The sequence below is a fragment of the Paenibacillus sp. P4_E11 genome (genome assembly GCF_056401635.1).
In genome coordinates this window covers 16,240-41,407 of record NZ_JBFUIX010000013.1, presented here as the reverse complement: position 1 = coordinate 41,407, position 25,168 = coordinate 16,240, and the positions used below count along the sequence as shown (strand labels likewise).

General features: G+C 52.3%; 21 protein-coding genes and 1 pseudogene. 6 read left to right on the top strand and 16 right to left on the bottom strand.

The features are described from left to right. Positions 1-8: 8 nt before the first annotated feature. The 3 genes from AC1DWB_RS07930 to AC1DWB_RS07920 are packed head-to-tail and all read right to left on the bottom strand — an operon-like array spanning position 9 to position 3,773. On the bottom strand, positions 9-572 hold the full coding sequence (locus tag AC1DWB_RS07930) for a 4Fe-4S dicluster domain-containing protein (protein WP_477540499.1): 564 nt from the start codon (positions 570-572) through the stop codon (positions 9-11). Next, positions 569-2,746, bottom strand: a complete 2,178-nt coding sequence (locus tag AC1DWB_RS07925; protein ID WP_477540498.1) for a molybdopterin oxidoreductase family protein — start codon at positions 2,744-2,746, stop codon at positions 569-571. The genes AC1DWB_RS07930 and AC1DWB_RS07925 overlap by 4 nt, the downstream gene beginning before the upstream one ends. Beyond that, entirely contained in the window at positions 2,733-3,773 is a 1,041-nt protein-coding gene (locus AC1DWB_RS07920; RefSeq protein WP_477540497.1) for a hypothetical protein, read from the bottom strand. Before AC1DWB_RS07920 ends, AC1DWB_RS07925 begins: the two co-directional genes overlap by 14 nt. Positions 3,774-4,010: 237 nt before the next feature. Between AC1DWB_RS07920 and AC1DWB_RS07915 the strand changes: the two are divergent. Beyond that, positions 4,011-4,597: pseudogene (locus AC1DWB_RS07915) on the top strand (Crp/Fnr family transcriptional regulator). 104 nt (positions 4,598-4,701) lie between these two features. Here the strand turns inward: AC1DWB_RS07915 and ric are convergent. The 4 genes from ric to AC1DWB_RS07895 form a co-directional block, all read right to left on the bottom strand. After that, entirely contained in the window at positions 4,702-5,346 is a 645-nt protein-coding gene (gene ric, locus AC1DWB_RS07910) for an iron-sulfur cluster repair di-iron protein (RefSeq protein WP_477540549.1), read from the bottom strand. Positions 5,347-5,357: 11 nt separating this feature from the next. Beyond that, the gene (locus tag AC1DWB_RS07905) at positions 5,358-7,001 is read right to left on the bottom strand and encodes an extracellular solute-binding protein (protein ID WP_477540496.1); all 1,644 of its coding nucleotides are present in this window, start codon (positions 6,999-7,001) and stop codon (positions 5,358-5,360) included. A gap of 146 nt (positions 7,002-7,147) precedes the next feature. After that, positions 7,148-8,722 (bottom strand): response regulator, encoded by a 1,575-nt coding sequence (locus AC1DWB_RS07900; protein WP_477540495.1) that lies wholly within the window; start codon positions 8,720-8,722, stop codon positions 7,148-7,150. Continuing rightward, positions 8,719-10,536 (bottom strand): cache domain-containing sensor histidine kinase, encoded by a 1,818-nt coding sequence (locus AC1DWB_RS07895; protein WP_477540494.1) that lies wholly within the window; start codon positions 10,534-10,536, stop codon positions 8,719-8,721. The genes AC1DWB_RS07900 and AC1DWB_RS07895 overlap by 4 nt, the downstream gene beginning before the upstream one ends. A gap of 273 nt (positions 10,537-10,809) precedes the next feature. Here AC1DWB_RS07895 and AC1DWB_RS07890 point away from each other — a divergent pair, with 273 nt between their 5' ends. From AC1DWB_RS07890 to AC1DWB_RS07870, 5 genes are read left to right on the top strand one after another with little or no spacing between them, the layout of a single operon-like run. Continuing rightward, the gene (locus AC1DWB_RS07890) at positions 10,810-11,340 is read left to right on the top strand and encodes a DUF2179 domain-containing protein (protein WP_477540493.1); all 531 of its coding nucleotides are present in this window, start codon (positions 10,810-10,812) and stop codon (positions 11,338-11,340) included. 30 nt (positions 11,341-11,370) lie between these two features. Next, a complete protein-coding gene (locus AC1DWB_RS07885) occupies positions 11,371-12,561 on the top strand; it encodes an ABC transporter ATP-binding protein (RefSeq protein ID WP_477540492.1) in 1,191 nt (396 codons plus the stop codon). After that, on the top strand, positions 12,558-13,232 hold the full coding sequence (locus tag AC1DWB_RS07880; protein WP_477540491.1) for an ABC transporter permease: 675 nt from the start codon (positions 12,558-12,560) through the stop codon (positions 13,230-13,232). Before AC1DWB_RS07885 ends, AC1DWB_RS07880 begins: the two co-directional genes overlap by 4 nt. Positions 13,233-13,286: 54 nt before the next feature. Further along, positions 13,287-14,198: a glycine betaine ABC transporter substrate-binding protein gene (locus tag AC1DWB_RS07875; protein ID WP_477540548.1), complete on the top strand. Its 912-nt coding sequence runs from the start codon at positions 13,287-13,289 to the stop codon at positions 14,196-14,198. Positions 14,199-14,211: 13 nt separating this feature from the next. Beyond that, positions 14,212-14,847, top strand: a complete 636-nt coding sequence (locus tag AC1DWB_RS07870) for an ABC transporter permease (RefSeq protein ID WP_477540490.1) — start codon at positions 14,212-14,214, stop codon at positions 14,845-14,847. Between the two features lie 120 nt (positions 14,848-14,967). Here AC1DWB_RS07870 and AC1DWB_RS07865 read toward each other — a convergent pair whose 3' ends face one another. From AC1DWB_RS07865 to AC1DWB_RS07825, 9 genes are all read right to left on the bottom strand, one after another. Continuing rightward, complete coding sequence (locus AC1DWB_RS07865) at positions 14,968-15,681, bottom strand: PIG-L deacetylase family protein (RefSeq protein ID WP_477540489.1); 714 nt, start codon at positions 15,679-15,681, stop codon at positions 14,968-14,970. 30 nt (positions 15,682-15,711) lie between these two features. Continuing rightward, the gene (locus AC1DWB_RS07860) at positions 15,712-16,662 is read right to left on the bottom strand and encodes a GNAT family N-acetyltransferase (RefSeq protein ID WP_477540488.1); all 951 of its coding nucleotides are present in this window, start codon (positions 16,660-16,662) and stop codon (positions 15,712-15,714) included. A gap of 116 nt (positions 16,663-16,778) precedes the next feature. Further along, a complete protein-coding gene (locus AC1DWB_RS07855) occupies positions 16,779-17,969 on the bottom strand; it encodes an anhydro-N-acetylmuramic acid kinase (protein ID WP_477540487.1) in 1,191 nt (396 codons plus the stop codon). Between the two features lie 2 nt (positions 17,970-17,971). Beyond that, positions 17,972-19,672 carry a beta-N-acetylhexosaminidase gene (gene nagZ, locus AC1DWB_RS07850; RefSeq protein WP_477540486.1) on the bottom strand — a complete coding sequence of 567 codons (1,701 nt, stop codon included), beginning with the start codon at positions 19,670-19,672 and terminating at the stop codon, positions 17,972-17,974. Continuing rightward, positions 19,669-20,877, bottom strand: coding sequence for an exo-beta-N-acetylmuramidase NamZ family protein (locus AC1DWB_RS07845; RefSeq protein WP_477540485.1), 1,209 nt, complete (start codon positions 20,875-20,877; stop codon positions 19,669-19,671). The genes nagZ and AC1DWB_RS07845 overlap by 4 nt, the downstream gene beginning before the upstream one ends. A gap of 527 nt (positions 20,878-21,404) precedes the next feature. After that, complete coding sequence (locus AC1DWB_RS07840; RefSeq protein WP_477540484.1) at positions 21,405-22,145, bottom strand: DUF2189 domain-containing protein; 741 nt, start codon at positions 22,143-22,145, stop codon at positions 21,405-21,407. 51 nt (positions 22,146-22,196) lie between these two features. Then, positions 22,197-23,306 carry an ABC transporter ATP-binding protein gene (locus tag AC1DWB_RS07835; protein WP_477540483.1) on the bottom strand — a complete coding sequence of 370 codons (1,110 nt, stop codon included), beginning with the start codon at positions 23,304-23,306 and terminating at the stop codon, positions 22,197-22,199. A 23-nt stretch (positions 23,307-23,329) separates the two neighbouring features. Then, positions 23,330-24,073 carry a carbohydrate ABC transporter permease gene (locus AC1DWB_RS07830; protein WP_477540547.1) on the bottom strand — a complete coding sequence of 248 codons (744 nt, stop codon included), beginning with the start codon at positions 24,071-24,073 and terminating at the stop codon, positions 23,330-23,332. 103 nt (positions 24,074-24,176) lie between these two features. After that, positions 24,177-25,094, bottom strand: coding sequence for a carbohydrate ABC transporter permease (locus tag AC1DWB_RS07825; protein ID WP_477540482.1), 918 nt, complete (start codon positions 25,092-25,094; stop codon positions 24,177-24,179). Positions 25,095-25,168 lie beyond the last annotated feature (74 nt).

The following is a 25,168-nucleotide window of genomic DNA, read 5'->3' as shown; positions in this document are numbered from 1 at the left end:
GTCCCGCTTCAGAACAGCTTCTGCTTGCCCTGCAATATGCCAGGGAGACTAATTTTCACATTCGTTTCGCCTTCCAATGGATCGAATGGTTGATGGCTGGAAAGCCATTTGCCCAAACGGTGCTGTTCCCGCTTCTCGGCCAATTCATCCTCATTGATCCACTGCAACGTATTGGTCGGGCAAACGGATGCGCACATGGGCGGGATGCCCTCCTTCGTACGGTCGTAACACAGATCGCACTTATACATCAGGTTTTGTTCTTCGTCGAACTTGGGAATGCCATAAGGACAAGCAATCGTACAGTTCTGACAACCGATGCATTTCTCTACGAGGGCGGATAACACTGCTCCTTCTTCTGTAATCTGAATCGCTTGGGCCGGGCAACTTCTGGCGCAAGCAGGGTTGACGCAGTGCAGGCACATAAGCGGGATCGTTTGCCGGTTCACAAGAGGATTGACCTCATAGACGTAATTGCGGTTCCGCTCTTCATGACCGCCGCACTGTGTGCAAGCCGCGAGACAGCTGCGGCAGCCGATGCAGTTGTCCATTTCGATATAAAGGATTTTTTTCATTGTGCTGCCCCCTTCCCGCTGCTCGCCAGCTTCTCGATCTGTGCTGCGCAAACTTTAAACTCCGGCATTTTCGAAATCGGATCCAAGGCGTGAATGGTCAGCAGGTTGATCGACAGCTCATGTCCGAAATGATAAGGGACGAATACAGTATCTTTGCGTATCGCTTCGATGATCTTCACTTTATAAAAAGTTTCGCCGCGCCGGGTGTACAAACGAACGGTTTCATCGTGTTCGACGCCGTACAGCTTCGCCGTTTCCGGATGAACTTCGACGTACGGCTCCGGGCACATATCCCGCAAAAACGGAATCCGTCGCGTCTGGTTACCGGATAAATAGTGATAGACGACCCTGCCGGTTGTCAGCCTGAGCGGATATTGGTCACAAGGCTCCTCCGCAGCCGGTCGATAAGGAAGCGCGCAAATCTTCGCCTTTCCGTCAGGATGATAAAACTTTTTATCCAGGAACATATAAGGTGTTCCAGAGTCTTGTTCATCTCTGCAAGGCCAGAATACGCCGTCTTGCTTCTCGATCTTCTCCCACGTAGCCCCGTAGTAGTCGGCATATCCGCCTTTGGAGGCCAGCCTCAATTCATCCGAGACTTCCCTTGCCGTAGTCAGATGACGGAAATATTGGCCGCGTCCGAGACGTTCGGCAAGCTCTACCTGGATTAACCAATCCGGCTTCGACTCACCAAGCGGTTCCTGGGCTTTATTGATCTTGATGATTCTGCCCTCCAGATTGGTCACCGTTCCTTCGTCCTCCGACCAAGTGACGGAAGGAAGCACGACATCGGCAAATTCGGCCGATTCCGATAAAAACATGTCGGCGCAAACCATGAAGTCCAAATTTTTCAATGCCGCTCGGACATAGTTTAGATTGGGCGCAGAAACCGCTGGATTGGAACATAGCAGGTATAAGCCGCGTATCGTCTGATCGGTCATCAATTCGAACATCTCATAGGCCGAGACGCCAGGCTGCGGCATCTCTTCAGGCGTGATTCCCCATACGCTGCAAACTTCCTGCACATGCTTCGGATTCGTAATCTTGCGGTAACCCGGCAGCGCATCCGCTTTCTGTCCGTGTTCGCGGCCGCCTTGGCCGTTTCCTTGACCTGTGAACGTAGCTACTCCGGATTTGGGCCGACCGATCTTCCCTGTAACCAGGCACATATTCGTGTACGCGGATACGTTATCGGTCCCTTTTTGCTGCTGCTCGATCCCGCGTGCGAACAAGACGATCGCATTCGGCGCTTTTCCGTATATTTCCGCCGCTCGAATCAACTTTTCCGGAGCCACTCCCGTAATTTCACTCGTATATTCCGGGGTAAACAGCTTCACGATCTCCATCGTTTCTTCGAAGCCGTTCGTATAATTGGCTATAAACTGTTCATCCGCGCAGCCGTTCTGAATTAGCAGATTCACCATGCAGTTCGCCAAGGCCAGGTCGGTTCCCGGCTTGAGATCCAGATGAACGTCAGCCCGTCTCGCGATCGGGGTTTCTCTCGGATCCGCCACAATCAGGTATCCCCCGCGATTCTGCACCTCCCATACCCGGAACATCGAGGTTGGGTGGCATTCGGCCGTATTGCTTCCGGCAATGAATAAGCAATCCGTCTCATGGATGTCCGTCCAAGGAAGCGTCGATCCGCGATCCACCCCAAGGCTGCGAAGAAATCCGGCCGCGGCGCTAGACATGCAGAATCTTCCGTTGTAATCGATGTATCGGGTTTGCAAGGCAACGCGGGCAAATTTCCCGGTCAAATAACACTTTTCGTTCGTCATGGAAACACCACTGAACACGGATAACGAATCTTTGCCGTATTTGTTCTGCAGCTCTTTAAACTTCCGAACTATCAGGTCGTAAGCTTCATCCCAGGAGGCTTCCCGGAACCCTTCCTTCGTCCCTTTCTTCGAAGCATCTTCCCGAATCAACGGGCGAAGCAGTCGATCGTCATGATTCGTTTGCTGGTAGGCGGTAACCCCTTTCGGACACATTTTGCCGAGCGTCACCGGCCAATCGTATCTCGGCTCCACGCCGATGATCGTGTTCGTATCCGTATTCACCCTCAAGTTCATGCCGCACTGCATGCCGCAGTAAGAACAATGGGTGGCGACCAGCTTTTCCTTCGGGTGATGCTTGTTCGCGATATCTTTATAAAATTTATCCTTTTGCATTCTGATTGGCCTCCTTGACCTTGATTTGGTGGGTAGGAACACCCGCAAACCTGGACATGCGGTACTTCCTCCGACAAGCCAGGCACAGCTCAGCCAAGTGAAAGCCTTCCTCCATATTGAATTCAACGCCGTTCTGCTTCAGGACATCAATGACATCGTTCGCTTGCTCGGTTGACACAAATCCGGTCCCGCAAACTTGGCACGATTTCATTGCCTTTGTGCTGTAATGCTCCCTGTAATTTTTGGCGAGCACGCTCATCGGCCGGAACGGGATATGCGCCAGTTTGCCGAATGGAAGGTAGATTAACGTAATGATGACCGACCACTGGTGGATCAACGTAATGACCGGATGTCCCCAACCGTGCAAGAAGATGTTGACTGCTGTCAGCATCAACCCCGTAACGCTGATGAACAGAAGCATGTATAAGGGAAGAAAGTCGTATACGAACGTTTGCTCCGCTCTCGCCTGCATATGCTTGATTCTTCTGTACAGCGCCATGCAAACGCCGGCTATGACCATGAAGGCTGTTATGTTCAAGGCATTGTAGAATAAGAAGGCGATCCATCCGTCCGCTCGGACTCGCATGAGGTCGATGCCAAACCCTACGACTGTATAAAATCCGTTGTCTTCCATGGTGAAATACATCCATCCGAAGACGAGCGGAAACGTAACGAAGCAAGACAGAATGCAGCCCCAGCCTAGCAGCACGTGCTGCGTCCATCGGTATAACCCGCGATTCCATATAAATCGATAGGTGGCCAAATGCTCTACCGAGGTTTGCGGGGTGCTCTTGCGAAGCAATAATCGAAGCCCCTTCTTCATGATGATCTTAGTTGGCGGACGCTCCGCCCAGGCAATAAACCGGTAGAAGAAGCCTCCGATAAAAACGACCGTACCGACCATATACCCATACAAGGCCAAATCGATATGAGTAAAAAAGCGAGATCCCATGTACATCAGAATTATGAGAAAAACGACTGCAAAAAAAACCATTTTTGCAAATTTGGATGCAAACGCCCGGTCCATGTCTCATCCTCCGTAAAAATCAATTTTGATAGCCCAATTAAAACATGGTTGCTCTACACAAACTGTGACTTGCGTCACAAGTCTCGAGTTTTCCGATCCAATCCTCATTTTTGTTCAACAAAACTACCAAATTATGTGGATTGAACGCTTAAACACACACCTGTGAGAAACGTCACGTCTTTTCCTTCATCATTCTGTTACATTTTCTAATAAAGTGCTTCGAGAGGAAGATGATCGATGGAACCTGTCCATGCAAATATCCAAAATCTTTATCCTGCTCGTAATACAAGCTGCTTTTCGGAAATAAATCTCGCCCTATTGTGCAAAATCATGTATGAGTTCAATGTTCCGGCCGGGAGTCCTATTTTTTGGGAGGGTGACCGTGCCGATAAACTACACTACATCAAAAAGGGTCGTGCAAAGATCACCAAAACGACAAGCGAAGGGAAAGAGTTTGTCTTGTATCTGTTTCAGGATGGAGATTTATTGGGGCAATTCGATCCTTATCCGGATTCCATCCAAGGCTTCAATGCCCTAGCGATCGAAGATTGTACAATTGGTGTGATGCAGAAGAGCGATCTTGAAGTTATTCTCCGGCAGAATGGAAGCATGGCTCTTGATTTTATGAATTGGATGGGAATCATGCATCGCTTGACCCAGACCAAATTTCGCGATTTGATGCTGAACGGAAAACAAGTGGCTCAGAGAAATTAACGAATACGGAATTGGCTGTATTGTTCGGGGCGGCACGGGAGAGTGTGAATCGGATGCTAAGCGACATTTGCCATTGTGCACATTGTCCTAAGGAGATTTGCCGGATTTAACGATGAGAACGTGATGCCAATCGAAAACCAACCGCGAACGGATCGATTCACATACGCGAAGAGGCTGATCATATAAGATCAGCCTCTTCGCGAAACTCTGCCCGTTACGGATTAGCCGGCGTTTGATTGTTCACGCGCTGGAAAAGGATATTGTTCTCCAGATGGATATGCTGGAACAAATCCAACTCAAGCTCTTGCAGCTTTTGGAATGTGAGCGTATAAGTCCGACACGCGCTGGCCGGCAGTTCGTAATCGTCCGTCACGGCCCGCATCTCTTTCAGGAGATCACCGACGCCGCTGTGCTCAGCCTCAAGCTCCGCAATCGCACTCGCCGTTTTCTCTGCAAGGGGTAGAGACGGATTGTTTTCCAACTCCTTGATCAGCGGAAAAACAGTCTCCTCCTCTGCGATCAAGTGCTGCTCAAGCTCCGCCTTCATCAGTTGAAATAGCTTGTGAAGCTTGGCGAGCTCACTATGTTCCCGACCGTGTACCCGTAATATTTTGGTGACAAATTCACCCAGCAATGGAAGCTCACGTTGCAAATACATGTGATGGATATTGACGATGTGATCTATCAACCGATTCGAAGAAAGCTTGCGCCAATCCGTGTCGGGATCGACTCTACTGTTTGCTTCCTCATAGATCAAGTTTAGTTTTTCGATGAAAGTTTTTTCCTCGATGTTTTGCTGTCTGAGCGCTGCTGTCAGAGACCGACCTCCACCGCCGACTAGTGGTGAGCTGCTACCGATTAGCCCATCCCTTATTCGAACGTAATAGTAGTGCCCAGAGCCTTGGATATTTGCTCCGCATAAGATTTGAACAGCTCGCGTCCCTTGTACTTGGTCAACAGTTCTTCGCGATACGCCGTCCAGTTCGAGGCATCCTTCTCTTCGAACAACAGCTTGATCGTCAATTCTCTGCGCTTGCTGGAGTAATCGGCCAACACGAAGCCCGGAGGAGGAGCTACATTCGTCCCAATGGACGGCAACGTCTTATACGACTTCACCTTGGCGATAATTTCCCGGTCCCGGTCGGACAAGTTAGGGTTGATTTCGTTCATTCCGACTATTTCAGGCGTCGTGGCCGGGGTGAAGAATCCATAGATTTTCAGGAAATCCCCTTGGTCGGTTATATCTTTCTTGATCGCAGCGGGGTTCAATTGAATGTCTTTACCCTTGAGCGTGTAGTGAACCCCCTCCTTACCGTAGTGGGTCAGCAGATAACCTTCCTCGCTGGAAAGCCAGTCCAGAATTTCAACCGTACGTTCGATTTTATCCGGATTGTTCTTCGCCGTAGTGCTGTTGAACAAGAAGGCATCCGCCGCGATATATTCTGCGCTTATCCCTGTCTTGGCCGAGGGGTGGAACGGTCTCCAATCCGCTTTCGGATCAACAGCTTTCGTCTTATTCTGATAGCTGGTAGGAATGCCTTCCAGGGCAAAGCTAATATCCCAGGCATACACAATCCCGACTTTCCCCTGAGCACCCTTGTCCAAATCCTGCGATCCTTTGTTCAAGAACCAGTCTGGATCGAATACGCCCTCATCGGTCAAGCTGCGAACCTCGGTAATAACGTCTCCCAGCTTCGGATGCATCGTTTCGACTTCCAGCTTGTTGTTCACGATGGCGAAGCTAGGCAGGATACCGTATTTCTTGAAAGGAGGCATAGTGCTCGGAAGCGTCGTCCCATTCCCAGCCGCGGAAAACCCATATGTATCCTTCTTCCCGTTGCCATCCGGATCATCGTTTCTGAATTTCCTCATCACATTCAGCATCTCATCGTACGTTTCCGGGACTTTCAGACCCAGCTTATCCAGCCAATCTTTGCGAACATAATACGAATCCACCGGCTTGCGTACAAAAGGAACCAGGGATCTGGCGAATCGGTTATGCACCTGATAGCCCTTGACTTCCTTATCCGTCGTCCAATATTTGAAGTAGTTCGGCATTCGGGCTGGAGTGACGTAAGAGGTCATATCCGCGCCAATCCCATCCAATACGAGTTTCTGGGAATCGAGACCGGCAGACATGAAGAAATCTGGTGCGTCGCCGCTCGACAGCTTCAAATTCAACTGATCGTTGTAGTTCGCGGAAGACAAGTACTCCATCTTCAGCTCGACGTTGAACTTCTCCTCAATCGCTTTCTTGACGAAATCCTTATCCCCAGAAGGCAATGTAGCGTTCTGGGGCGCGATCACGTTCCATCGCAGCGATACTTTCTTCTTCTCCGGTTGTGCGGGAGTTGTCGCCGCCTTCGGCGTTGCTGATGATGTACCAGCAGGCTCCTTGCCGTTCTCTTTGCTGCTCGAACATCCGCTCAACACCAGGGAGACAGCCATTATCGCGGCAACACTTACTCCTCCGACTCTAGCCAATTTTTGCGGTAAACCTTTTCTTGTACTCACATTTCTAGCCCCCTCATAATCGTTCGTTTCTGCGGTACTCATCCATCGAAACGCTTACATTTCGACTATAAGTGATTTCTGAGGCCAAGAATATTACGGTAATATTCGATTGTGTGTGTTAATCTTCGATGACCCGTCACGTTTGCTCAGAATTGGTCCTTGTAGGCCGTAGGGGTGAAGCCTGTAATTTTTTTGAACGTTTTGCAAAAATGGCGATAATCCGTTATGCCAACCGCATGCGCAACCTCATAAATTTTCATCGGGGACCGGGCAAGTAAATTAGCTGCTCTCTGAATACGCATATGATTGACGTAATCGGAGAAATAGCGGCCTGTCTCCTGCTTGAACAATTGCCCGAAATAATTCGCATTCATCCCTAATCGCCTGGCAATATCCGATAACAGCAAATCCTCTGAATAATGTTCCTGAATGTAGCGGCAGGCATCCCGAATTTCCAATCTCGTGACTTTGGCATTGCCCGTTGACCAGAACGGCTGGGAGCTTGTCCATACTTGACTCCACCATGCCACATATTCAGGCCATCGCTCGATCAACGAACGATTCGAGATTCCTTCAGCGGAATAGAACAACGCCGTCTCAGACACGATCTGCTCCGCAAGTCGCAACAAATCTTCCGGGTGATACGGAGGGTCCTGCAACTTGGTCAGATGATCGATGACTTCACGAACATAGCCTTCGCCGCCACCCGAAGCCGACAAGCGCACCTTGCGGAGTAGCTCAGCGGCAGCCTCCGGTAATATCCGAGCGCAGGCAGACTGGACATCGGTCCTGAATATTCGATCGGTCCCATAGAAGTGGGCCGTCAACTCGTCCGTTCCTTGGAGTAGCTCAAGTACAAGTTCATGCACCGAGCCACATATGTGGCCCATGTAGGCAAAACAGGACAAGCCCGATTCACGCTCCACCTGATCGAGCCAGTGGCCCAACTGCTTCTGCAGCAGCTGCTCCAGCGATACGCCGGCCGTCTGCGCGGTGAGAATAAGCGCCATCTTGTTTACTCCGCAGGGGAATATGTCCACACCAGACTCCGCCCCATCCTCCGTAATACGCTTCATATAGGTACACAAAGCCCGCTGTCGCTCCGACGGCGCCTGCGTATCGTCAGCAGCCTCGTCGAACAGCTCCCACCCGATCCATACGACACAGCCTCGCTTCATCGTTTGCGGCAGCGACATCATCAACCTGCTCCTATGCTCGGAATTTGTCTCATTTGAGGAGGCATGCAGCAATTGCTCCAGCGTTTCCTTACGTTTCGTCCAATTGTATTCCGCCAACTGCGTACGCTCGAGCTCATTTCGGGCACTCTGCTCCAGGTCGGAGCGAATCGTGTGCGCGACCCGTTCGCACGTAGCCAGCACTTGTTCGGACGACAGCGCCACCTTCAGCAAATAATCGTTCGCTCCGATAAGCAGAGCTTGCTTGACATAGTCGAACTCATCATGTGCTGTCAGGAATACGATCTTCATCTTCGGCCAGCGGGACCGGATAATCCCAGCCAGCTCCATCCCATCCATAACCGGCATCGTAATATCGATAAGCGCCAGATGAGGAGCATGTTGCTCAATCAGCTCAAGCGCTTGAACGCCATGGCAGGCGGCGCCGACGAATTGGAATCCAGCCTCCTCCCAAGGGATACGTTCCGCATACCTTTCCCGAACGAGCGGCTCATCGTCTGCCAATATGACTTTGATCGGAATCATAATGTTGGCTGCGCCTCCTCTCTTCCATGACGATCTATCTCCCGATACGGCAATTGGACCGTAATGACTGTACCTTCACCAAGCACGCTGTCAATACTCAATCCATAACGGTCGCCGAAATGCAACCCAATGCGCTCCTTGATGTTCCGGATGCCCAGATTGTTCAAGCCTTGCGTCCGCGCTTGAGCTTGCTCTGTCCCGGTATCCGCTGAATTCTGTGCCTTGTGACCAAGCAGCTGTTGAATTAAGATTGGATCCATGCCTGGCCCCGTGTCTGACACTTCAATCGTGTAGATGTGGTCGGACTTTCTCTTAGCCACAATGACAATATGATTGCGCTCCTCGCCCTGATTCATTCCATAGAAGATCGCGTTCTCCACCAAGGTCAGAATCGTCAGCTTAGGAATCCACTGATCCTCRCATTCCTCGAACATGATCGGGTCCACATCGAATATATCGCCGAACCTAAGCTTCATCAGCTCTACGTAGCACATCACATTGCTCAGCTCGTCCTTGACCATGACCAGCTCGTCCACTTTATCCATCGTAAATTTCAATACACTGACCATGGATCGGATCAAGGGCCCAATCTCATTGGCCCGTTCGTTCTCGCTTAGACAAAATATCGTATTGAGCGTGTTGTACAGAAAATGAGGATTGATCTGAGACTGCAACACCTTCAGCTCGTGGTATCGCTTCTGCCCTTCCATCTGCCGAAGATCCTCGAACAAGTGGCCAATGCGCTCCATCATCTGATTGAAGCTGACGGCGATAAACATGAATTCATCACTGCGTTCCGAATCGATTCGCGTATTCAGATCCCCGTTCGCTCCTCTGTTCATCTGCTTGACGATGTGCAGCACCGGCTTGCGGATATAAGTCGCCAGCCAGTAAGCGGCTGCAACCGAGAAGATCACCCATAAGCCCACGATCCATAACGTGTTCGTTCGCACCATCTTCAGCAGGGGGTAGGCATCCGATTCATTCATGACCGCAACGATCGTCCAATTCCAGAAATGGCTGTCGCTGCGCAATATTTTGTACGTCTCCGTCCCCTTCTTGTAGGTCTGGAGCCGCTTGTCCGAGTTCGTGAAGGCATTCAGATCTTGGACCAGACTGCGTGCCTTCAGCTCAACATCGAATGGAAACGAAGGGACATTGGCCGAGATGAAGCCGCCCCCCTTCGAGAACAAGTAAACACTTGTGCCGACCGGCCCGGATGGCAAGCTCAAGTCCCTAGTCAGCGCGTCCAAGTTCAAATCCGCGGCAACCGTATACATTTCACTGGAGCCAGGTTTCTGAAATGAACGTGCTACGGTCACAGTCATCTTGGAGAACCGGGATTCATAAGGCTCGCTGCGCCAAAATCCAAATTTGGCCGTCTGCGTATAAATGTTGAGCATTTGCTCCGGATCTGAGAAATATTTGATCGTATCGGGTGCAGAGGCGCTAAGCTTGCCACCTTCAAGTAAATAGAGGGCATTGATCCGATTCGAGTGAATCGCATACGTACGTTCCAACCATACCCGATATTGCTCCAACGTTAAGGAACCGATCATCTGCGGACTCGTCAGGAACACAAGCTGAGTCTCGATGTTATCCAGATGGACGCGCAGCACTTGCTCGGCAGAATTGATCGATTCCTGAAGCGTCTTCTCCTGCACCTGCTTCATCATCGACACAAGTCCGCTATACGCACTACCACCGAGTAACGCCAAAACCGTGGTGACGGAGAGGAAGGAAAGCAGGAATACTTTGAAGCCAATGCTGTTCCAGATCGTAGTCGAGCGTGTAGTTGAATGGACTTTCCCCATGACCTCAATCGACCTCTCTAAATAGCTTCACGACAATCAAGAACGATTCGTTGTCTGGCACATGATCAACCCCCGCGCAAAATGGTTGATAATGAGTAATAATTGGGCTTTCAAATGTTTCTTAATCACGGGCAGCGAATAGGAGTTCTTGGTCATTGTACAGATTCCTTTCTCGTTCGATGAATAATAGCTTCTTACTTACCAGATTATAAGGAAATGACAGCTTTTACAAGAGTGGCACGAACAGCTTGCAGAAAGGATACATGCCTCTGTATGAACGGAATCGAGACTATCGTCTTCATCGTACTTATGAACATCGTCTACGTCTCCCTCTTCACTATCCGCATCATCCTGGTTATGAAAGCCAGACGGCTGCTCGCTTCGTTCATCAGCATGTTCGAGGTGTTCGTCTACTTGATGGGACTTACCATCGTCCTGAACAACATTGACAAGCCGCTGAATTTGGCCGCCTACTGCATCGGTTGGGGTGCCGGGGTGTGGCTCGGGATCAAGATCGAGGAATGGCTTGCGCTCGGATATGTCACGCTGCAGATTGTCGTCGATTCAGGGTCATCCGCATTGCCAGTCCTGCTCAGGGAACGAGGCTTCGGGGTGACAAGTTGGATGGCTGACGGTCGCGATGGGGCACGGATCGTGATGGAGGTACTGGCTAAGCGAAGTTTGGAGAAACAGCTCATGAGACTTATTCAAGAAAACGCTCCGAAAGCATTTGTCATCTCGTATGAGCCGCGAACGTTCCGCGGCGGGTTTTGGACGAAGCGGCTGAACATTTCCAACAAATAACTAATCCCTTACAAAGTGTGGTAGTGACCTATGATTCGATTTGAAAATGTGAATAAAACTTACGATGACGGCTTTGTAGCCTTAAAATCCATCAACTTGGAGTTCAAGGAAGGCGGATTAAACGTCCTGATCGGACCTAGTGGCTGCGGAAAATCAACACTCATGAAGCATATCAACCGACTGAACAATCCGACGGCGGGAACCATTTATATTCGTGACAAGGATATCTCACAAGTCGATCCGATTCAACTCCGAAGAAGCATTGGCTACGTGATCCAGAATGTCGGCTTGTTCCCGCATATGAACATAGCGAAGAACGTTGCCGTCGTGCTGCGGCTTCTTGGTTGGGACAAGGACAAGATCGACCATAGGGTGGACGAACTGCTGCGCATGGTCAACCTGGAGCCGGAGACGTATCGCAATCGGTTTCCCTCCGAGCTGAGCGGCGGCCAACAGCAGCGTATCGGCGTCATTCGGGCGCTTGCTGCCGAGCCGGACATTATATTGCTAGATGAACCATTCAGCGCGCTCGATCCGATCAGCCGGGAACAATTACAGGATGAGCTGGTGCGTCTCCAGCAAGATTTGAAGAAGACAGTCGTGTTCGTTACCCATGACATGGACGAAGCGATTAAGATCGCCGACACGATTGTTCTGATGAAAGATGGCGAAGTGGTCCAGCAGGGCAGTCCAGAGCATATTCTGCGACATCCGGCTAACGAATTTGTCAAAGATTTCATCGGGAAGAAGCGGTTGCAGGCAGTCGACACTGTTTCAACCGATCTCACGGTCGATGATGTTATGGCCGAAAATCCGGTAACGGCTTCTCCGGGACGGGGGATGGCAGAGGCGATCAAAATCATGGAGAAACGCCGCGTCGATTCCTTGATCATTGTCGGCAAACACAACGAACTTCTTGGGCATGTCACCATATTTCAAGTCCTGAACCGGTACAAGGATGAGAATTTGAAGCTGGGCGACGTGGTGAAGCCATTCGTACACACAGCGGAGTCCGGTTCTTCCTTGGCTCTCGCACTAGCTGTACTGACTGAACACCGCTTGCCCTATGTGCCTGTCGTCAAAGATGGACGTTTTATCGGGCTAATCACGAAAGGGAGTGTCGTTCGTCATCTGGCAGATGTGTACAATCCCGAAGAGATGAGTCTGGAACAACTGACAATGCTGGAAGAGCAACGATCGGACGGGGGTGAGCCATCATGACCAGCTGGCTGACCGAATACGTCGCATTCGTCCACAGCCGGCAATCCGACATTAGCATCGCGTTGAGAGATCACATCCTGATCTCCCTAACCGCCGTCGTGCTCGGAGCCATCGTCGCTATCCCGATCGGCATGGCGCTTGCCGGCAATCATAAAGGCTGGTTGAACAGCTTGGTGTTCGCCGTTGCCAACGTTCTGCAGACGATACCCAGTCTAGCTCTGCTCGCTATTCTTATTCCGGTGCTTGGTATCGGCCGTATACCTGCGATCTTCGCCTTGTTCCTGTATTCACTCATGCCGATCATGCGCAATACGTACGCCGGCTTCCAGACAGTCGATCCTAACGTGCTTGAAGCGGCGCGAGGAATGGGCTACAGTCCAGCTCAGAGACTGTTCCGCATTCAGCTGCCGCTTGCCTTCCCATACATCATGTCTGGTATTCGGGTCACGACCGTCTACATTATCAGTTGGGCTACACTAGCCACACTAATTGGTGCCGGTGGACTGGGGCAATTAATATTTTCCGGGCTGGGAGTCAATCGCAAAGAGCTTATTATTACAGGTGCCATCCTAGCTGTCCTGCTCGCCCTGGCGGCCGATTATGTACTGGGGCTTGCCGAGCGATGGGTTACGACGAGAACTAGAACAGCACCTGTTGCGAATGCAAAGTGAGGGGATTGGATCATGACACCTAGACCTGATTCAAGATGTGGACATCGTCAGCGAATGAAAAAAGGGTCGTTTGCTGTAAGAATGGGCAAAGTGCTGCTTGCAGTATTGACCCTCACTCTATTGGCGGTCGAATCCGGCTGCGGCACTGACAATACGATCCGGATCGGCACACAGACGTTCTCAGAACCTAAGATAATTGCCAATATGTATAAACTGCTCATCGAGGATCGTACCACTCTGAAGGTGAAAGTTCTCCCTGATCTGGCCTCAAGCACTGTGGTGCTGGATGCCATGAAAAAGAACGACACCCAGATGGCGACCCTTTATTCGGGGATGATCTTCGACAATTATTTCCCACTGGAGCTGACCAAAGACCGTCGCAAAGTGCTGGAGCAGGCCCAACTAGGGTTCGACCGCTATTATGGGTTACGATGGTTCGATCCGTACGGATTCGAGAATACTTATGCGTTTACCGTCCGTCAGGAACTGGCCGCTGAGAACAACTGGCAGAACATTTCGGATGTAGCACCGAAAGCGGGTTCCATGCGGCTCGGCGTGGATACGACCTGGCTGGAAAGACAACCGGACGGATACCCAGCATTCCAGCAGGTGTACGGGATTACGTTCGGCAAGACATTCCCGATGGAAGTTGCGCTCGTCTACAACGCTGTAGCCAGCAACAAAATGGACATTGTGCTGGCCTATTCCACGGACGCAAGACTGAAGGAATACAAGCTCAAGACACTCGTCGACGACAAGCAGTTTTTCCCACCCTACGACGCCTCCCCCGTCATCCGCAAGGACGTGCTGGAACGTCATCCAGAGCTGAATGAGATCATTCCATTGTTGATCGGTCATATTAACGCCGAAACGATGATCGGGCTTAATTACGAGGTCGATGTGAACAAGCGCAATGAGAAGAAAGTGGCGGAACAATATTTGCGAGATATCGGACTGCTGCATTAAAGGGGGCTCTTGAATGGAACGGTTCGTTCGCTATGTAGGAGAAAACTGGACGGATCTGCTTGTCCTTACGTATCAGCATTTGCTTATGGTGCTGCTCGGCTTAGCTCTTGCCTTGGTCGTAGGCATGCCACTTGGCGTTCTCGCGTCCAGGAGCAAGCGATGGGCCGGATTCATCCTAACGGCAGCCAATATGATTCAAGTATTCCCAAGCCTGGCCCTGCTCGTCCTGCTGATGATCGTATTCGGACTAGGTTTCACGACGGTCGTCATCGGGTTGTTCCTCTACTCGTTGCTCCCCGTAATCCGTAACACGTATGTTGGGCTCACTCAAGTAGACCCCACACTGATGCAGGCAGGCAAAGGAATCGGCATGAGCCCGCTGCAGATTATGACCCAAGTGCAGTTGCCGCTCGCGCTGCCGTTCATCGTGACGGGTATCCGGATTGCCGCTGTCATCGCCATAGGCGTGGCAACGATTGCTCCTCTCGTTGGGGGCGACGGGCTTGGCCGTGAAATCTATTCGGGCATTAACATGGACAATTCCGCACGTCTGTACGCAGGAGCCATACCGGCTGCCTTGCTGGCACTGTTGGCCGATGTAACGCTGGGGCGGGTGCAACGATTAACGGAGGGACGCTCCCGATCGTAGGCAAATGATTTGCCTGAATCAATTAAGTGCCTGAACCAAAAACAAGCTGCCGTTTCGCCCCCCGTACTGGGGAGAGAATCGGCAGCTTGTTTGGTTCAAAGACTTGTGAATAATAGTTAATTAAACATCGAACATTTGCAGCCGCTTATTCAGTGAGCCGCGTGGCACACCGAACGCTTCTGCGCGCTTCATGTGAACGGGAGCGCCGCGAACGATCTTCAGCGCACTGTAGTATTCGATATACGGCCAGCCTGTCTCGCCGCGGGCGAACGCATATTGGCTAAGCGCCTTAAGCCAAGTTTCGTACGCTTCATCCGGGATGTCAATCGACACTTGCGGTTCGAAATCATCTGCATCTTCCCAGTTGTCGGTGAAGTACATTTTGCGGGCAAAATGGTTCGGAAGCGGACGCTCGATGTTCTTGAGCGCAGCGTAGAATTGGGCATCCTGCACGATGTAGTGTGTACGGGAGTGGTCCATATGCATGCTATTCTTCCAGTGGGTGATCAAGATGTCCGGCTTCACTTCGCGGATGACGTCCGCCACCTGGTACTTGATCTCATCGTTTAGCGGCAGCTCGGCGTCCTTGTAATCGAAGAACTTCACGTCCGCTCCGATGATGTCGGCGAACTTGTGCGCTTCCTCGATCTTCTGCTTCGCATACTCGGCCGGGGTCAGTCGTTGATGCCCCTTCTCTCCCGGAGTCAAGTGAAGCAGTGTTACCTTGTGCCCTTCCTGGACATACTTGGCCATAGTAGCGCCGGCACATAGCTCCATATCGCCAGCATGGGCCCCGATTGCAAGGATGTGGGATTTCTTCTGTTCTGTGCTCATGATGTTCGTCTCCTTGTAAGCAATATAGGATTAGCTCAACTTCATAACATGGAAGTTCCGGGTGATCGAGAAGCCTGCTTTCTTATACAGGTATCCGGCTGGTGTCGTCTCCCCCGTCCACAGGAACCAAGCCCCATGCAGCCCTTGCGCACGCATCAAGGTGAGACAGTCGTACAGCAATATTTTGCCCAAGCCTTTGCCTTGCTGCCCCGGATCGACCCCGAACGGTCCGAACCGTTCCTTCACGCCCTCATATCCACCGTGCAGGCAGAAGCCGACGAGCTTGCCGGCGTCATCGCGAGCAAGAAGAATGCTTGACAGCGGCAAGCCTTGCAACACGCCTTCGCGAATGGCTCTGCCCCAATCCGTGTTGAACACATTTGTCGCGAACTGGATGACTTCATATAAATCACCGTCTTGAGCGGTACCGAATGTGTACCCTTCTTCGATGCGTTGACGCTTCAAGCTCGCGACGTCCTCCGGTGCTTCATAATCAACTAGCGAATAGTCCATCGCGATGGGCGAGTACAGCCGGGCAAAGCCTTGGCTCTGCAAGAACGCGTAACCAGCCGGATAGTTCTTCTCGTCAATTCCCGGCACGATATAGTTCGGCGCGTAGGACGAGAAGAAGATGTTGCTGCGCCCTTGCGATCGCAAGAAGGCGACAGCTGCTTGCATCAGTTGTGTTGCCACGCCTTGGCGGCGCTGTTCCGGTGCGACGAAGAAGAATGGAATCCAGCCGTTATCCGGCTCTAGCTCCGTGCCGTGCATCGGTAGCAGTCGGCGGACCGCATAGACGCAGCCGACTACGCGGCCATCTTCGTCTGCCGCGACACGCAGCCCTTGCGGGTCGAAGTTAGCGTCAAGCAGCACGAGATTGCGGAAGCGGTTCGACGTCACTGGGTCTTTCGTCAGGCAGCGATTCCACAGTTCAACGAGCTGCCGCTCATCGCCCGATTGGTAAGTACGATACGTAAGCATAACGGTTCAACTCCTAATTTACCCCACAAAGTGATGCAGGGCCTTCGTAGTTTATTCCTATTACTTTGCGGGGACCCCGGACTATTACCCCACCAAAGTGACGCGGGGTCTCCGATTTAGAAAGGAAATGCTAACTTCCCCATGATGGTTGGTCTCTCAGCCCCCGTTGCAGAGGGCAGGTTGTTCGGAATGCCATGTATAAGATTATTGGCAAATATAGCGAATGCAACAGCTTCCTTAGCATCGCCGGAGATGCCAAGCGCATCCGAGGTCAAGATCCGCTGCTCAGGCAACAGGTCTGCGATCATCCGCAGCAGCGTCTTGTTGTGGGCGCCGCCGCCGGAGACGTACACTTCTTCAATCGCCATGAGCGGCAGCACGAAGTCGCGATAGCTCTGGGCGATTGAGTGGGCGGTGAAGGCGGTGAACGTCGCGACGATGTCGGCGTCGCTCAAGCCCTTGGCCTGCATGCGCGACATCCAGTCGAGCGCATACGCCTTGCCGAACAGCTCCCGGCCAGTCGACTTCGCTGGCTTGCGGGCGAAGTACGGATGGCTCATCATCTGTTCGACAAAGCTGGCATCGGCCACACCACGTGCGGCCCATTCGCCTCCAGCGTCATAGCTCATCTCACCGCCGGACAGCGTATAGACGGCTTGGTCGATGAGCATATTGCCCGGGCCGGTGTCGAAGGCGACGACCTGCTCAGGTAATCCGCCGGCCGGGATGGCCGCGCAGTTGCCGATGCCGCCGATGTTCTGGGCGACGCGGCCGCGTGACCCATCGCGGAACAGGATGAAGTCGCCGTAAGGCACGAGCGGCGCACCTTGTCCGCCGACCGCCATATCGGCGGTACGGTAATCGCCCACGACCGGCTTGCCGGTCGCATTGGCGATTACCGAGATGTCGCCGATCTGCAGCGTAGAGCGTACCAGGGTGGGATCGTTCGGATCGTCTTCCGGGATATGCCACACAGTTTGCCCATGCGAGCTGACGAGATCGATGTCGTCCATCGTCAGGCCCGCATCTGCAACCGCCTGGTGAACAGCATCAGCCAGCACGTGAGCCATGCGGAAGTTCATGCCGCACACCTGCGCCACATCAGAATGCTCGATGCTGCACAGTTCTTTGATCTTCTCGCGAAGCTCGTTGTCGTAAGCGGTAGAGGTGAAGTGGACTAGCTCCACCTTCGAATCAAGTCCGCTGCCTTCAATGCGGACGATCGCCGCATCGACACCGTCCAGCGAAGTACCGGACATCAAGCCAACAACGAGTCGACTCGGTTTATTCAATAGTGAGATCATCATGTTCAGGATTCGCCTCCCCATCCAGCAGAATACAGATCGCCAATCGAGACCGGCAGCTTCCCTACTGCCGGAATGAGGCCCAGCATATGCTTCGCTGCGGATTGCAGCGCAAGCGGCCGCGATTCGTACACGGCTATATACGCCGGTACATCCGGGAATTGCAGCAGGTCATACGGATTGCGCAGCGCCACGACGATCGGTCGCTTGCCAAGCGCCATCACTCGGCGCACAAGCTCGCCCTGCGCCGGATAGAACGCGGCGTTGTACGAGCCGATGACGATCTGCTCGTAACCGCGCGCGAGCTCGACGAGCTCGTCCACCCGCTCCGCGAGCTCCGCCAGCGCGACGACGCGCTCGTCGACGGCGGCGCCTTGCGCCCGCAGCGCGCGACCGAGCGTGGTCGGCGCGGCGTACGCCTCGTCGACCTGTGAAACCGCCGCTGGCTGCACGCCGAGCACGAGCGTCGGTTTGCCTGCCGCTAGCGGCAGCAGGCCCGCCTCCGCGCGCACGCGCGTGACGCTGGCCTCGCTCAGCGCGCGCGCCGTCTCGGTGTGCGCGCTGCTGCCGACGCGGGCGAACGCCTCGCCTGCCGTCGGCGCCGCAGCGCTGGCCGCGACCGCCGCGGCTGTGACGCCGCGCCGACGCTTCAGCGCGAGCAGCCGGCGCACGGACGCGTCGAGCCGCGCCTCGCTGATGCGGCCGTTCGCTACCGCGTTGACAAGCGCCTCGACGACCGCGTATTGCAGGTCGTGACGGTGGCTCAGCAGCACCGTATCTGCGCCCGCTTCGACCGCCATGACCGCAGCGTTTACCGTTCCATAGTGAACGGCGATAGCGTTCATCTCCATGCAATCCGTCATAATGACGCCTTCATACCCTAATTCTTCACGAAGCAGTCCCGTCAAGACACGGCGGGACAATGTAGCAGGAAGCTTATCCGGCTCGAACGCCGGGAAATAAATGTGCGACGACATAATCGAGTCGACGCCTGCTTCAATCGCCCGCCGGAATGGCGGCAGCTCCACATCGTAGATCCGCTCGCGATCATGATGGATCGTCGGCAGATCGAGGTGCGAGTCCACATCCGTATCGCCATGACCGGGGAAATGCTTCGCCACAGCCATAACTTGCGCGTCCTGTAGACCGCGAATCGCCTGCACACCCATGTCGCCTACCCGCTGCGAAGATTCGCCGAAAGAACGAACGCCGATCACCGGGTTATTGGCATTGTTGTTCACGTCAAGATCTGGAGCGAAGTTCAAGTTAATACCAAGCGCATGAAGCTCTTGGCCAGTCACGTTCGCCGCTTGATAAGCGGCATCTGGCAATCCGCCTGCGGCGATAGCCATATTACCTGGCATAAGCGCAACGCCTTCAGTCAAGCGGGCGACCATGCCTCCTTCCTGGTCGATCGAGATCCATAGGGGCTCACCACCCGCAGCGAGCGCCGCTTGCTGCAGCTTCGCGTTCATCTCGGCTACCTGCTTGTTGTCGCGGACGTTCCGCGCGAACAAAATAACACCGCCAATCGCATGTTCCTGTATGAGCCGTAAGATATCCTCAGTCGGTTCAAGACCATCGAATCCGCACTGCAGCAGCTGTCCGATCTTCTGCCGCAGCGTCCACTTGGACAGATCGGGCATATCCTGCTCGACTCGACTCGTTCCACTCGTTCCTAGATCCAACACATCATTCGACGTCATCGATTCTCCGCCTTTCTTCGGTCATCTTCGTAGATCAAGTAAGGCGCGCGTTCCTGCTTCCACGCTTCTGCTTCCTTCGCCCAGCTTGCCACAATGTGTTGCAAGCCAGCCTCCTCTTGAATCGTCGTTCGGACCAAGTCGCTGCCGGTCAAGTAATCGATGAAGTTTTTGCGGCCTTCCTTGAAGGGTGGAATCCATTCGAACGAATCACCGTACAGCCGAATGATCGTATGCAGCAAGATGAGCCCGGACTCCAGTGACTTGTATGCCGCCTTATCCGTCACAAACGTATGCACACCCCCGCACAATGAGCCCTGATGCTTCGAGAACATCGGGGTGAACGTAACCGGATGGAACTGGACGCCTGGCAGTCCTAGGCGATTCATCTCACGACTTAATTCGACGCCGTCAACCCAAGGAGCGCCAATCTGCTCGAACGGCTTCGTCGTTCCCCGACCTTCGGACAGATTCGTCCCTTCGAATAAACAGTTGCCTGTGTACACCCGGACCGTATCCATGGTTGGCATATTCGGCGAAGGCATGAGCCATGGCAGCCCCGTATCCGGGTACTCCATCCCGCGGTTCCAGCCCTCTAGCGGTACAACTCGCAGATCACACTTCGACTCCAACTGGTCGTTCATGTAACCCGCGATCTCTCCGATCGTAAGCCCCGTGCGGAACGGAACCGTCCAGCCGCCAACCATCGATTCGAAACCTGGAACGAGCAGCCCGCCCTCGGCAATGATACCTCCCAATGGGTTAGGCCGATCCAGAACGACAAACGTCTTGCCTGCCTCAGCGCAAGCTTCCATCATATACAGCATCGTTGTCATATACGTGTAGAAGCGCACGCCCAGATCCTGAATATCAAATAAGACCGCATCGATATGCTCAAGCATAGCCGCAGTCGGTTTTTTCGTTTTGCCGTACAAGCTGTAGACGGGGATACCTAGATTCGGATCAATCTCGTCCTCGAACAAGACACCAGCCTGCCGCTCTCCGCGTATGCCATGTTCACAAGCATACAAGGCGGACAGCTTAACCGAGGTCAGCCCGGCGCATACATCCACGGTAGAGCGATATTGGCTGTTGATACCCGTAGGATTGGTCAAGAGCCCGATTCTGGCACCTGCTAGATTACGTTCCGCCCACTGTGGCAGTTGATCCGCACCTGTTAAGACCTGTAACTCCTGTTCTCTCCTCATCCCTTAACACTCCCCATTCTTGAAAAGTAAGCTTAAAGCCAAAGCGAAGTTCACAGATCAGTTCTTTGGCTTAAGTGTTCCGTTTGGCGCGTGTAGGGAGTGAACAGAAGGTTCCACCCGCTGTTGAAATCGATTCCTTTGATCAAAAGATTCTAGTCGTTAGGGATCGATTTCAAAGGCGGACGCTTCGCTTCTCCACTCTCCTGCTCACTCCCTTTTTGTTCTTCTTTCCTTCAATTTTCATTTAACGAAAATATTGAGGCTGTCGATTAATTGTGAACAATAGAGTGGAAAGTGAAAAAGAGGACCCCGGCGAGTTTTGGCTTGAACCTCCATACCGCTAAATCCCTTATACAATCAAGGGAGGTTCAAACAAGATGTTTGAGCAAAAGGGGGGCTTTTTCACTTGGAACGGCTGTTTCCACCTCAATCAACAGATAATCGACAGGTTCGTTATTCCAACTCCCGATCTAAGTAAAACAGCCGGAGAACTTGAACGCTCCAGCTGTCGTTGACTTATATGCATCTCACCGCAATACTGCAAGCGGTCGCTCCGCGCCCATGCTGGAGGCGAGCTCATCTTCTCGTTTCGGATCGGTTCGCTTCTCCTTGCCTGAACCGCTGTCGGCATCTTTCTCCCGAATGAGATTAGCCGTGAGCATGTTCAGGTAAATCCCGACCATACCTACATACAATCCGGCGAAGCCGACAATCGTGATACCCAGAATAACAGTCAGACACACCATCTGAATGAAAGCCCCGACCGTATACATCGGGTTGGCGATGAACAGCTTGAAGCTGCGACCGATTGCCGCGAACACCCCAATACGCTCCTGTACTACGAGAGGCAACGTATATACTTGAGACACAAGTACCATCGCAATGAAGTAGGTTTGGAACACAGCCAGCGCGAAATAGGCCGTTCCGCTTCTACCACCATAGTACCACCACGAAGCGATTAAGATGAGTACGAATACCGCCATAATGGCCCCGAATACGACCGAAGCTCCATAAAATTGAAGCGTGCCCTTCCACATCGTTCGCAGCTTTCCTTTGCCGCCATCCAACATTCGGTGGGAAGCGTACAGCACACCCGTACATAACGGCACATATAACAATACAGCGAACAGCGCCGCAAGCCCGTACGGCAGGAAGAAGACGAATGGAAGCAGCACAAGCGAAGATACGATGCTGAACAAAGCGACCGGGACGATTTCCCGATACACTTGAACTCCCGATTGCGTAACGATTTGACTTAGCTTTTTCATCCCATTCTCCCTCCTCGGCTACAGACGAGCTCAACCGTGCTGTTGCTCGTCTTAAGAAATGTCAATGCGATTCTCAGTCTTAGGATCGAAGAAGACCAGCTTGCTGCGGTCGATTATGAACGTCTTCACTTGACCCAGACGCGCCTCTGTCTCCGGATTCACACGAGCCGTTACCATCCGATTGCCGATCCGGAAGTATACTAAGTTTTCCGCACCCAAGTTCTCGATGACTTGTACTTGCGCTTGCAGGGTATGGTCCTTCGACACCGTATGAGCAAAATCTTCCCCATAAATATGCTCCGGACGAATCCCCATCACGACTTCCTTGCCTTCATACGCCTTCAATCCGGCGATCATAGCATCGGTTAATTCGAAGGTAGCTCCCTCGACGACGACCTTGCCACCTTCAATACGCGCATCTATGAAGTTCATCGCAGGCGATCCAATGAATCCGGCAACGAACATATTGTTCGGTTTGTTATATAGTTCAGTAGGTGACGCGATCTGTTGGATCGTGCCTTTATTCATCACTACGATACGTTCGCCGAGCGTCATAGCTTCCACTTGGTCATGCGTGACATAGATAATTGTTGCGCCTAATCGCTTGTGCAGCTCAGCCAACTCGACACGCATCTGAATACGCAGCTTCGCATCCAAGTTGGACAACGGCTCATCGAACAGGAACACTTGCGGATCGCGCACGATCGCGCGGCCTACAGCCACACGTTGACGCTGACCCCCGGACAATTCGCGAGGCTTGCGATCCAGCATATCCTCCAGACCGAGAATAGCTGCAGCATTATTGACCTTCTGCTCGATCTCCTCCTTCGGACGCTTCAAGTTCTTCAATCCGAACGACAAGTTCTCCTTGATGCTCATATGCGGATACAGGGCGTAATCCTGGAACACCATTGCAATGTCGCGATCCTTCGGATGCATATCGTTGACCACTCGGTCCCCAATCATAATGTCACCGCTCGATTGCCGCTCCAGCCCTGCCATCATGCGCAGAGACGTCGACTTGCCGCAGCCGGAAGGACCTACGAATACGACGAACTCTTTATCATTAATAACGAAGTCCGAGCCTGTCACCGCAGTGAAATTCCCTCGTTTCGGATCCACATACTCTTTGATAACGTTTTTGAACTCCACTCTAGCCATTTATGGGACCTCCTTAATCCTATTTATCCTTTAACAGCGCCAACCGTAATGCCTTGGAGGAAATATTTTTGCAACGAGAAGAACAAGATGAACATCGGCAACGCACCGATTGTAGCCCCGGCCATAATCGCACCGAAGTCCGTCGCTTCCGCAAAGCGGAAACTGGCGAGACCGACTTGAATCGTCCGCATGCTATTGCTGCTCGTAACGAGTAAGGGCCAGAAGAAATCGTTCCAGTTCGCCACGAAGGTAAAGATCGCAAGCACCGCCAACCCTGGCTTAGCCATCGGCAGAATGATTTTCCAGAATATCCCGAACTCACTGCAAGCATCAATCCTAGCTGCATGTATAAGGGAAGTCGGTAATGAGGACATGTACTGCTTCATCAAGAATATGTTACCCACGCTAGCAATACCCGGCAAGATAATCGCCGTATACGTATTCCCCAGATCGAACATGTTGATCATCAGCACGTACAGAGGAATAAGTGTCACTTGCGCCGGAATCATCATCGTACTGAGCAATACCCAGAAGATCGAGCTGCGACCCGGGAATTTCAACTTGGCGAACGCATACCCTGCCAATGAAGCAAAGAATACATTCGTAACGGTCAAGATGGAAGAGACCAGCAAGGAGTTGAACAGCCAGCGCAACGCCAACGTCTTACCGAAAAACCGTTCATAGGGAGCCAAGGACCATATATCAGGCCACCATTGCGGTTGGAAAGATGCAGATGCTTTGGAATCCTGGAAGGAACCGATAATCATCCAATAGAGCGGAACGATCGATATCAGGACCCACAGGAGGAGCACCGCTGCGGAAATACTAATTAATACGATTTTTGATTTCGATTGCAACGTGCACACCACCCTAATATTCGATATCGGAGGAGAAGAATTTGAACTGGATGACGGAAACGATAATGATCATGGCCGCCAAAACAAACGATTGTGCGGAAGCCAGTCCGAAGTCAGAGAACTGGAACGCAGTCTGATAGATGAGATAAGCAATTGTTGTTGTTGCAAAGTTCGGTCCACCCTGCGTCATCATGTACACACTAATGAATACCTGGAACGAAGTAATGACACCGGTCACTGTCAAGTACAGGGTAGTCGGCTTCAGCAGGGGCCACGTAATCTTGCTGAACTTAGCCCAGCCGCTCGCATGGTCAATATCTGCTGCTTCATACAGCGACTTGGGAATGCCGCCCATTGCTGCTAAGTATAGGATTATGCCGGCTCCATGTGCCCCCAGATAGCTCATCAGCATCAGAGAGAACAAAGCCGTGCTGGATTGACCTAACCAGACGGAAGGATCGATTCCGAAGAAGCCGATCACTTTGTTCAGCAAGCCCGCAGGTGTCGGATCGAAGATCGCCAGCCATACGACGGAGATCGTTACACCAGAGGCGACTGCAGGCAAATATAAAGCTGCCTTGAAGAACGTCTGCCATGTGTTTTTCATTTGAAAGATGAAGAAGGAAAGCACGAACGTAATAATAATGTTGATCGGCACGGTTCCGATCGTGAAGAGCACTGTATTTTTAATAGATTTCCAGAACACTTCATCCTTCATCATGTAGGAGTAGTTGTCCAGGCCAATCCATTTTGAATTCAATACATTATACTTCTGAAAACTCATGATGAACGCCGAGATAACTGGGTAAAGCGTAAATACGATGAACAATAATATAGGAATCGAAATAAACAGATACGCCCATCCGTAATCCTTCCAAAATCGGGCGAAGGAAGAAGCGGCCGGTTTGGGCCGAGTTAAACGATTATCCACCAAAGGTTCCTCCATTCTCGCAAAGATAGACGGGATCGCCACCCTCTCGGGCAGCACCGTCCAGCGTTCAAACG